The organism is Micrococcus sp. EWR3.9.1 (genome assembly GCF_052615555.1).
This window is the reverse complement of sequence record NZ_JBQXFD010000028.1, coordinates 1-9,864: the sequence shown is the minus strand read 5'-3', so window position 1 is coordinate 9,864 and position 9,864 is coordinate 1. Positions and strand designations below refer to the sequence as shown.

Below are 9,864 nucleotides of genomic sequence, written 5' to 3'. Positions count from 1 at the left end.
CCCCCAGGGTCTCAGCTGACTCGTGCATCTATTCTCAGACACGCCCTAGGTGCGGCTGACGGCCAGTTGAGCCAGTGAAGGGTCCACGGGGGCCGGAAATGGGCAACCCAGGGCAGGGGTGGTGCGGTCAGTCCCCCACCGGGGCTAGGCAGGAGGGCCCGGGAGGCCAAGTGGGACACGACAGGTGCCTTGGTCAGGGCCGAGGCGCAGGTATCGTCCACGGCCTCCAGGGCACAGACCGGCAGCCCGGGGTCGGCTGCCTCATCCCCGGCAGGCTCGGCCGGGAGCACGACCTCGGGCACCATGCCGGCCGGACCGATGGCCCCCGGCCCGAGGTGATGAACAGTTGTGGCGGCGGCCGTACCGGTGGCGGCCCAAGCCGCGCTGGTGCCCGTACCAGCGTGCATCCCGAGCAGGCCCAGGATCAACACGAGGGTGCCCAGAACGGTTCGAAGGGCGGGCCAGCCGGACAGGGGGCGGCGGGGGGAGGTCACAGCAGCGATTCGGTGGTGTTCCCGCCGTCCGTGGTGGACAGCACGGTCGAGCCGACGACCAGCAGTGCTTCGGTCTGCCCGTCGTCGGTGATGCCCGTTCCCAGGGCGGTGGCCGTGCCGACCGGGCGGTCGCTGGCGGTCCAGGTGTCGCCGGCGTCGGTGCTGGTCAGCAGGTGTCCCTCGGTGCCGGCGCCCACGGCGGTGGTGTCATCGGCCCAGGCGACCAGGTGCATCAGCTGGGGGGTGTCCAGGGTGGTCCAGGTCGCGCCGTGGTCGGTCGAGCGCAACATGCCGGTTTCGGTGGTGGCCAGCACGGTCCCGGTTTTGGGGGAGATCGCCAGCGATGCCGGGGCGACGGGGATCTCAAGGCTCTGCCAGGTGAGGCCGTCGGTGCTGGCGCGCAGTTGCCCATCGAAGCCGAGGACCCCGTTCGGGCCGGCGGCCAGGGCGTGGAAATCGGATGCGCCGCCGCGGGAGAGCACCGTCCAGCTCTGGCCCCGGTCGGTGGACTCGGCCAGGCCCAGCGGCTCGGGCAGGTCGGTGCGCGGCGCGGGGTGACCCGAGGCCAGGTAGCGGCCCTCGGGAGTCAGAGTGAAACCCATGAAGTCCACGACCGGACCGACCTGGGTCAGCTCCCCGTCCTGGAGCCGGAACAGGCCCTGGTGGGTGGCCAGCAGCACCTCACCGGACTCGGGGTCCCGGGTGAGGGCATGGACGTGGGTGATGGCCGTGCCGGTGCCCTGCGTGCCGGTGCCGGCCGCCGGGGATGTCGCGGGGTTCGGCGCGGCGCAGGCGGTGAGGGTGCCAGCGCCGAGCAGGGTCAGCCCGCCGGCGATCAGGGTTCTGCGGGTCAGGGGGGTCATGGAGCCTTTCCGCCCCGGGCCAAAAGGCGGGGCTTCTACCATTATCGGCCGGTGACGCGCCGGGATGGGGCGGTTTGCCTTGAAGATTCGATGAAGATTCCCCGCCCCGGCACCGTTCTGAGCCGCCGGGGCGCGAGACAGAGCGAGACTGGACCCATGAACTCTGGCACTGGCACTGGGACTGACACTGGGACTGGTCCGGCGGCCGGCCGGGTGTTGGTGGTCGATGACGAGAAGCCGCTGGCGCGCATGGTGGCCACCTACCTGGAGCGGGCCGGCTACGAGGTGGCCCTCACCCACACCGGCCCGGCCGCAGTGCAGGCCGCCCGGGTTCACGAGCCCGACGTGATAGTCCTGGACCTGGGCCTGCCCGGGCTGGACGGGATCGAGGTGTGCCGGCGGGTGCGGGCCTTCTCCGAGTGCTATGTGCTGATGCTCACCGCCCGCGGCGATGAGCACCACCGGTTGGAGGGATTGGCGGTGGGGGCCGATGACTACATCACCAAACCCTTCAGCGTCCGGGAGCTGGTCGCCCGGGTGGGGGCGGTCATGCGCCGGCCGCGCACAACGGTGTCAGCCCCCGAACCGGAACGGGTCTGCGGTGACCTGGTCATCGACCTGGCCGCCCACGAGGCCCGCGTGTCGGGCCAGGTGGTGCAACTAACGCGCACGGAGTTCGACCTGCTGGCCGCCTTGTCGGGGCGCCCGCACCAGGCCTTCTCCCGGCGCCAGCTGATCGATATCGTCTGGGACCCGGCCTGGGTGGGCGATGAACGGCTCGTGGACGTGCACATCAAGAACCTGCGCCGCAAGCTCGACGCGGACCCGGCCCGCTATATCGACACCGTCCGCGGGGTCGGCTACCGGATGGCGGAGCAATGACCGGCCGGCGGCGCTACCAAGGATTAGCGGCCCGGTTCTTCCTCGCCCAGCTGCTGGTGGTGGGGGCCAGCGTGCTGGCCGCGGTGGTGGTGGCCTCCCTGGCCGGCCCACCACTGTTCCACGAGCACCTGGAACAGGCCGGGGCCGGACACGATGCAGCCCAGATGCTGCACGTGGAGCAGGCCTACCGGGACGCCAATTTCTGGACCCTGGGCGTGGCCCTGGCCACGGCCTTGATCTGTTGTCTGGCATTGACCTGGCATGTCGCCCGCCGGATCCAGAGTCCGATCAACGCCCTGACCCAGGCGGCCAAGGCCATGGCCGGTGGACGGTACGACACCCGCGTGCCGGCCATGGGCGCCGGCACCGAGGTGGAGGAGCTGGCAGGGTCTTTCAACACCATGGCCGCACGGCTTCAGCGCACCGAGGACACCCGTCGACGGATGCTCTCGGACCTGGCCCACGAGCTGCGCACCCCCGTCTCCGTGCTGACCGTCTACCACGAGGCCCTGCAAGACGGGGTGTCCCACTGGGACGAGCCCACCGGTGAGCTGATGGGCGAGCAGCTGGCCCGGTTGACCCGGCTGGTGGAGGACATCAACGACGTCTCCCGCGCCGAGGAGGGCCGGATCGAACTGGACCGCAGCCCCCAAGGGGTCAGCGGGCTGCTGCATGCCGCGACCGAGGCCCACAAGGAGGCCTACGCCACCAAGGGCGTGGCCCTGACCATGGACGCCGATCCGGGCCTGGCCGTGGACGTGGACCGCCAGCGCATGGGCCAGGTCCTGGGCAACCTGCTCACCAACGCCCTGCGCCACACCCCGGCCGGGGGCCGGGTCACCCTCGAGGCCCGACAAAGCCCGTCCGGGGTCACGCTCAGCGTCACCGACACCGGGGAGGGGATCTCTCCCGAGCACCTGCCGCACGTCTTCGAACGCTTCTACCGCGGGGACACCGCCCGCGACCGTGACCACGGCGGCTCCGGGGTCGGCCTGGCCATCTCCCGAGCTCTCATTCAGACCCACGGCGGCACCTTGAGCGCCACCTCCACCACGGCCGGGGCGACGTTCACCATCGACCTGCCCACCAAGCAGCCCCCGACCAGCCCACCTACCGGCGCACCCGTTTATCCACCGTGAACACCGGCGCTCCACCCCTTGAATGATACCCCCGGGGGGTATATACCAAGAGGAGAGGCGCCGTCCGGCGCCGCCCTCAGACCTGAAGGAGACCGTCATGACCGAATCCGCCCGCACCCCGCTGCCGGGGGCCACCAACGGCTGCTCGTGCTGCGCCCCAGCCGCCGACGCCACCGCCCCCGCCGGGCACCAGAGTGCCGACCCAACCGGGACGAGCGCCGGCGACGCGACCTACCAGGTGGAGGGCATGACCTGCGGACACTGCGTGGGCTCCGTCGCCGAGGCCGTGAGCGCCCTGGACGGGGTGGACGATGTCCGGGTCGAACTGGTCGCCGGCGGGGCCTCCCCCGTCACCGTGACCGGGCCCGCCTCCGCGGACTCCGTGCGGACGGCCATCGAAGCGGCCGGCTACCGCGTCCGGATCTAACCGACCCATCCCCTCGAGGTCGGCGCCCCACCGCCGAGCCGGTCGCCGAACAGACCGCCGAGCAGAAGGAACACCATGAGCACCCCGCACCACCACGATCACCCCACCGACCAGACCGCCGAACACCCAGACCCGAACCCCCACGCCGGCCACGCCAACCACACCGACCATGCCGCCCACCACCCCGCGGACGCGGCCACCCACGGGCAGGCCATGCCCCAGGGCCACGCCCACTCGGCCCTGGACGAGGACCACCAGGTCCACGACCACGGTCAGCACGCCGGGCATTCCACCGCGATGTTCAAGAACCGGTTCTGGGTCTCACTGGTGCTCTCCATCCCGGTGGTGTTCTTCAGCCACATGGTCGGGCAGCTGCTGGGCTACCACGTCCCCGAGTTCCCGGGCTCGGCGTGGATCGCCCCGGTGCTGGGCACCGTGATCTACCTCTATGGCGGCATGCCCTTCCTGAAGGGCGGGCTGACCGAGTTGCGCGCCCGCCAGCCCGGGATGATGCTGCTGATCGCGATGGCCATCACGGTGGCCTTCGTCGCCTCCTGGGTCACGACCCTGGGCATCGGGGACCTGATGCTGGACTTCTGGTGGGAACTGGCCCTGCTGGTGGTCATCATGCTGCTCGGGCACTGGATGGAGATGCGCGCCCTCGGCGCGGCCTCCTCCGCCTTGGACGCGCTGGCGGCGCTGCTGCCGGAGGAGGCCGAGAAGGTCGTGGACGGTGACACCATCACCGTGCCGATCACCGAGTTGGCCGTGGGCGATGTGGTGCTAGTGCGGGCCGGGGCCCGGGTGCCGGCCGACGGGACCATCCTCGAGGGCGCCGCGGAGTTCGACGAGGCGATGATCACCGGGGAGTCGAAGCCCGTGCTGCGCCAGGCCGGGGACACGGTGGTCGCTGGGACCGTGGCCACCGACAACACCGTGCGGGTGAAGGTGGCCGCCGTCGGGACCGACACGACCCTGGCCGGGATCCAGCGGATGGTCGCCGACGCCCAGGAGTCCTCCTCCCGGGCCCAGGCGTTGGCAGACCGGGCCGCCGCGTTGCTGTTCTGGTTCGCCCTGGTTGCGGCGATCATCACCGCGATCGTGTGGACCGCGATCGGCCAGCCCACCGACGCGGTCACCCGCACCGTGACCGTGCTGGTGATCGCCTGCCCGCACGCCCTGGGCCTGGCCATCCCGCTGGTGATCGCCCTCTCCACCGAACGCGCCGCCAAGTCCGGGCTGCTGATCAAGGACCGGATGGCCCTGGAGAAGATGCGGACCATCGACGTGGTGCTCTTTGACAAGACCGGCACCCTGACCGAGGGCGCCCACGCCGTCACCGGTGTCGCCGCGGCGCCCGGCATTTCCGAGGCCGAGCTGTTGGCCTACGCCGCCGCGGCCGAGGCCGACAGCGAGCACCCGGTGGCCCGGGCCATCGTCACCGCCGCCGGGCAGCACCCGCAGGCCAGCACGTTGCGCAAGCGCGGCACGGACTTCAGTGCTGCCATGGGCCGCGGGGTGCGCGCCACCGTGGACGGTTCCGAGATCCTCGTCGGGGGCCCGAACATGCTGCGCGAGCTTAACCTGACCATGCCGGCGGAGATCACTGAGCACACCGCCTCCTGGACCGCGCGCGGGGCCGGGGTGTTGCACGTGCTGCGCGAGGGGTCCGTTATCGGCGCGGTCGCCGTGGAGGACAAGGTCCGCCCCGAGTCCCGGGCCGCCGTGGCCGCCCTGCACGCCCGCGGCATCAAGGTCGCGATGATCACCGGCGATGCCCGCCAGGTCGCCGAGGCCGTCGGGGCGGACCTGGGCATCGACGAGGTCTTCGCCGAGGTCCTCCCCCAGGACAAGGACACCAAGGTCACCGAGTTGCAGTCCCGGGGACTGTCCGTGGCCATGGTGGGCGACGGCGTCAACGACGCCCCGGCGCTGGCGCGGGCCGAGGTCGGCATCGCCATCGGCGCCGGCACCGACGTGGCCATGGAGTCCGCCGGCGTTGTGCTGGCCAGCAACGACCCCCGCGCGGTGCTGTCGATGATCGAGCTCTCCCAGGCCAGCTACACCAAGATGATCCAGAACCTGGTGTGGGCCACCGGCTACAACGTGCTCGCCGTGCCGCTGGCCGCCGGCGTGCTCGCCCCGATCGGGTTCGTGCTCTCCCCCGCGGTGGGCGCGATCCTGATGTCCGTCTCCACCATCGTGGTGGCCCTCAACGCCCAGCTGCTGCGCCGGATCGACCTGGACCCGGAGCACCTGGCTCCTCTCGAGCGCCCCCGGTCGCAGGCTGCCCTTCAACCCGCGACCTCCTGATCGCGCCTCTTGGCGCTAACTCTGATATGAACCCTCAACCCACTGTGGAAGGACCCACCATGAAACGCACCATGACGCTGACCGCCCTGGCCCTGGCCTCCGCCCTGACCTTGACCGCCTGCGGCACCGGCGCCCAGGACGAGAACGCCGGCGCTGAGGCCTCGGCCACCGCGACCAGCTCCGCCCCCGCCGCCACCCCTGCGGCCACGGCCACCGCGACACCGTCCACCACGGCGACCGGTTCGGCCGAGGAGGTCTCCGCCGAGCACAACGACGCGGACGTGATGTTCGCCCAAATGATGATCCCGCACCACCAGCAGGCCGTTGAGACGAGCGAGATGCTGCTGGCCAAGGATGACGTCCCGGCGGAGGTGGCCGCGTTCGCCCAGAAGGTCATCGACGCCCAGGGCCCGGAGATCGAGCGCATGAACGCCATGCTCACCGCCTGGGGCCAAGACCCCGTGGACACGGACGGCATGGACGGTATGGAGGGCATGGACCACGGCGGGATGTCCGGGATGATGTCCGAGGAGGACATGGCCGCCCTGGAGCAGGCCCAGGGCACCGAGGCCGCCCGGTTGTACCTGGAGCAGATGACCGCCCACCACAAGGGCGCCGTGGACATGGCCAAGGACGAGGTCGAGGACGGCCAGAACCCGCAGGCCGTGCAGCTCGCCGAGCAGGTCATCGCCGACCAGGAGGCCGAGATCACCGAAATGCAACAGATGCTCGACAAGCTCTGAGCACCGTCGTCCGCTGCGGGCATCCGGTGAGACGCGGCTGGCGATAGACCCCGAAACCGGAACGGGTCCTCCAGGAAAGGAGACGAGCATGCAGGACAAGATCAAGGTCGCGGTGAACGGGTACGGGGTCATCGGCAAACGCGTCGCCGACGCGGTCCGGGCCCAGGAGGACATGGCGCTGGTCGGAGTCAGTGACGTCATCGCTGACTACCGGATCGCGACTGCGGCCGGGAAGGGTATCCCCGTCTACGCCTCTACCGAGCAGGCCCTACCGGTGATGGCGGATGCCGGCCTTCCCGTCGTCGGAGGCCTGCACGACCTGCTCGAGAACGTTGACGTCGTGGTGGACTGCACCCCGGCCCAGGTGGGCGCCGGCAACCTGGAGCTCTACCGTGCCCACGGGGTCAAATCCGTGTTCCAGGGCGGGGAGAAGCACGATCTCACCGGCCACTCCTTCGTCGCCCACGCCAACTACGCCACCGCCCTGGGCCGGGACAGCACCCGGGTGGTGTCCTGCAATACCACCGCCACCGTCCGGGCCCTTACCGCGCTGAAGGACGTCGGACTGCTGTCCAAGGCCCGGGGGGTGCTCATCCGCCGGGCCACCGATCCGTGGGAATCGGACCATTCCGGGATCATGAACACCATCGTCCCCGAGGGCCGAATCCCCAGCCATCAGGGGCCCGACGCCCAGTCGGTGGTCCCGGACCTGGACGTGGTCACCATGGCCGCCAAGGGAGCCCACACTCAGAACCACCTGCACTACTGGACGATCGAGCTCACCCGCCCGGCCGAGAAGCAGGAGGTGTTGGAGGCGTTCCGGGCGATGCCGCGGATCGCCTTCGTCCGGCGCTCGGACGGCGTCGTGGCGGTCAATAGCACCGTGGAACTCATGGAGGACCTGGGCCGGCCCCGGGGTGATATGTATGAGGTGGCCCTCTGGGAAGACATCCTCACCGTGGACGGCAACGAGCTGTACTACACCTACACGGTGGACAACCAGGCGATCGTCGTCCCCGAGAACATCGACGCGATCCGGGCCCTCACCGGAACCGTCGACGACGGCGGCGAGTCCATCCGGCGCACCGACCGCGCCTTGGGGGTGCGCCAGGACTTCGTGCGCTCCTCGGTGGCTGCCCGTTGAACTGCGCGGCAGACGCCGCTGAGGCGGTGCCCGGCCCCAGGAATGGGGGGTGGTCGGACACCGCTTCGGCGGCCGCGGACTACCGCAGCGGTCCTATGGCCTCCGGTCAGGTGCGAGAGGCCGTCGCGATCGCGTTGATGGCCTCATCCAACACCGCATTGAACTGCGCTGGGCTCTGGGCCGTACTCAGCCCTTCGGTCAGGGCGCGGGAGAAGCTGGCGATCACGCCGTGGTTGCGGGCCAGCAGGGTGGTGGCCTGGGCCCGGGTATAGCCGCCCGACAGGGCCAGGACGCGGATCACTCGGGGATGGTCCACGAACTCGCGGTAGAAGTCCGCCCGCTCCGGCAGCGTCACTTTGAGGATGACCGACTGGTCGTCTCCGAGCTTGTCCAGTTGGGCGAGGATTGCCGCCTTGAGCTGGTCCTCCACCTCGGCCTTGCGGGGGCTGCAGATATCCACCTCGGGCTCGATGATGGGCACCAGCCCGGTAACGAGGATCTGACGGGCGAGCCCGAACTGCTGCTCCACGACGGAGCCCACCCCATCCCCGGGCAGCTTGATGACCGAGCGCATCTTCGTCCCGAACATGTGCTTTTCGACGGCTCGAGACAGTAAGTCATCCAGGTGCGGGATGGGTTTCATGAGCTGGGCGCCTTGCTGTTCCGGGGCCAAGCCCTGGTCGATTTTGAGGAAGGGCACGATGCCTTTGCTGTTCCACAGGTAGTCGCCCGTGGGGGAACCCTCCACCTGGCGGTTCATTGTGTTCTCGAACAGGATGGCCCCCATGACGCGCTCACCGTCGAAGCTGGGGCTGGTGATGATACGTGTGCGCACCTGGTGTACCAGGTCGAACATCTCCTCTGGGCCGGAGTAGGCATCCTTGTCGATCCCGTAGAGGTGCAAGGCCGCCGGGGTGCTGCCCCCGCTCTGGTCCAGCGCCGCGACGAATCCGGCACCGTTCCTGACCCTCTGATACTTCTCCGAGTCCATGGGAGCCTTCCGCGGCGAGGGAGCACGGTGGTCCGGGTTCCCTGCGCGCGTCATGGACGACTGGCCGCCCTCAAGGGGGAACGGTCATCAGCAGGCTCAACCCAGGGTGACGAGCAGGTCCGCGCAGGCCTGCTCACACCGGCGGCAGGCCTCGGCACACACCTTGCAGTGCTCGTGCATCTGGGCGTGGCTCTCGCATTCGTCCCCGCACGTCTTGCAGGCGGCCCGGCAGGCCTCGAGCAGGGCGCGGGTGGTCTCGACGTTGTTGCCGGTCTGCCGGGACAGCATCCGGCCTGTGGCGGCGCAAACATCGGCGCAGTCCAGGTTCAACCGGATGCACTGCCTCAGGTCGGCCACCATGTCCTCGGCCAGGCAGGCGTCCGCGCAGGCCGTGCAGGTCTGGGCGCACTCGAAGCAGGCCTGGATGCACTCGGCCAGCTTCTGCCGGTCGATGTTGCCCACATTCTTTGGGTAGGTGTCCAGCATGGCGCTCACGTGATGGGTCATGATGTGCTCCTTCGTCGATCTGATCCGACGCACCGGCCTTCGCCGGCCCGCCCTGCCATCGACCGTAGACCGCCCCGCCGACGCGGGTGAAGGGCTCAACCTTGAAGGTTCCGTGAAGATCGCCGGCCACGGAGGCCCGCGGACTCCTTTACGGGCAGGGATGACGCAGGTGTGACCAGCCGCCCCTCAGCCCGGCCGACGGCCCTGAGGACCACGCCGACGGGGAGGACCAGCAGGGCTCGCCTCAACGTGGATCCTGTCGGACCGGACGGTCGGTGTCGGGAAGAGCGCTTATGCGATCCGACCAGGGGCGTCGAGGCCGCCGGTGCAGGGTTGCCGGGTGCATTCGGATCGAGGATCG

9 protein-coding genes are annotated in these 9,864 nt (G+C 69.9%); 6 read left to right on the top strand and 3 right to left on the bottom strand.

Annotated elements, in window-relative coordinates; genetic code table 11:
• Positions 1-490 precede the first annotated feature (490 nt).
• A complete protein-coding gene (locus tag ACUJ8O_RS11125; RefSeq protein ID WP_036340675.1) occupies positions 491-1,357 on the bottom strand; it encodes a F510_1955 family glycosylhydrolase in 867 nt (288 codons plus the stop codon).
• 156 nt (positions 1,358-1,513) lie between these two features.
• Between ACUJ8O_RS11125 and ACUJ8O_RS11120 the strand changes: the two genes are divergently transcribed.
• The 6 genes from ACUJ8O_RS11120 (at position 1,514) to ACUJ8O_RS11095 (ending at position 8,005) form a co-directional block, all read left to right on the top strand.
• Positions 1,514-2,239, top strand: a complete 726-nt coding sequence (locus ACUJ8O_RS11120; protein ID WP_036340673.1) for a response regulator transcription factor — start codon at positions 1,514-1,516, stop codon at positions 2,237-2,239.
• Positions 2,236-3,378: a sensor histidine kinase gene (locus ACUJ8O_RS11115; RefSeq protein ID WP_002854301.1), complete on the top strand. Its 1,143-nt coding sequence runs from the start codon at positions 2,236-2,238 to the stop codon at positions 3,376-3,378. The genes ACUJ8O_RS11120 and ACUJ8O_RS11115 overlap by 4 nt, the downstream gene beginning before the upstream one ends.
• Positions 3,379-3,475: 97 nt before the next feature.
• Positions 3,476-3,805, top strand: a complete 330-nt coding sequence (locus ACUJ8O_RS11110; RefSeq protein ID WP_002854303.1) for a heavy-metal-associated domain-containing protein — start codon at positions 3,476-3,478, stop codon at positions 3,803-3,805.
• Between the two features lie 75 nt (positions 3,806-3,880).
• The gene (locus ACUJ8O_RS11105; RefSeq protein ID WP_402804570.1) at positions 3,881-6,118 is read left to right on the top strand and encodes a copper-translocating P-type ATPase; all 2,238 of its coding nucleotides are present in this window, start codon (positions 3,881-3,883) and stop codon (positions 6,116-6,118) included.
• 59 nt (positions 6,119-6,177) lie between these two features.
• Complete coding sequence (locus tag ACUJ8O_RS11100; protein WP_445373380.1) at positions 6,178-6,861, top strand: DUF305 domain-containing protein; 684 nt, start codon at positions 6,178-6,180, stop codon at positions 6,859-6,861.
• Between the two features lie 88 nt (positions 6,862-6,949).
• Positions 6,950-8,005: a type II glyceraldehyde-3-phosphate dehydrogenase gene (locus ACUJ8O_RS11095; protein ID WP_002854314.1), complete on the top strand. Its 1,056-nt coding sequence runs from the start codon at positions 6,950-6,952 to the stop codon at positions 8,003-8,005.
• A 106-nt stretch (positions 8,006-8,111) separates the two neighbouring features.
• Here the strand turns inward: ACUJ8O_RS11095 and ACUJ8O_RS11090 are convergent, their stop codons facing one another.
• Positions 8,112-8,996, bottom strand: a complete 885-nt coding sequence (locus ACUJ8O_RS11090) for a fructose bisphosphate aldolase (protein ID WP_445373379.1) — start codon at positions 8,994-8,996, stop codon at positions 8,112-8,114.
• Between the two features lie 96 nt (positions 8,997-9,092).
• On the bottom strand, positions 9,093-9,503 hold the full coding sequence (locus ACUJ8O_RS11085; RefSeq protein ID WP_002854316.1) for a four-helix bundle copper-binding protein: 411 nt from the start codon (positions 9,501-9,503) through the stop codon (positions 9,093-9,095).
• Positions 9,504-9,864: the final 361 nt, after the last annotated feature.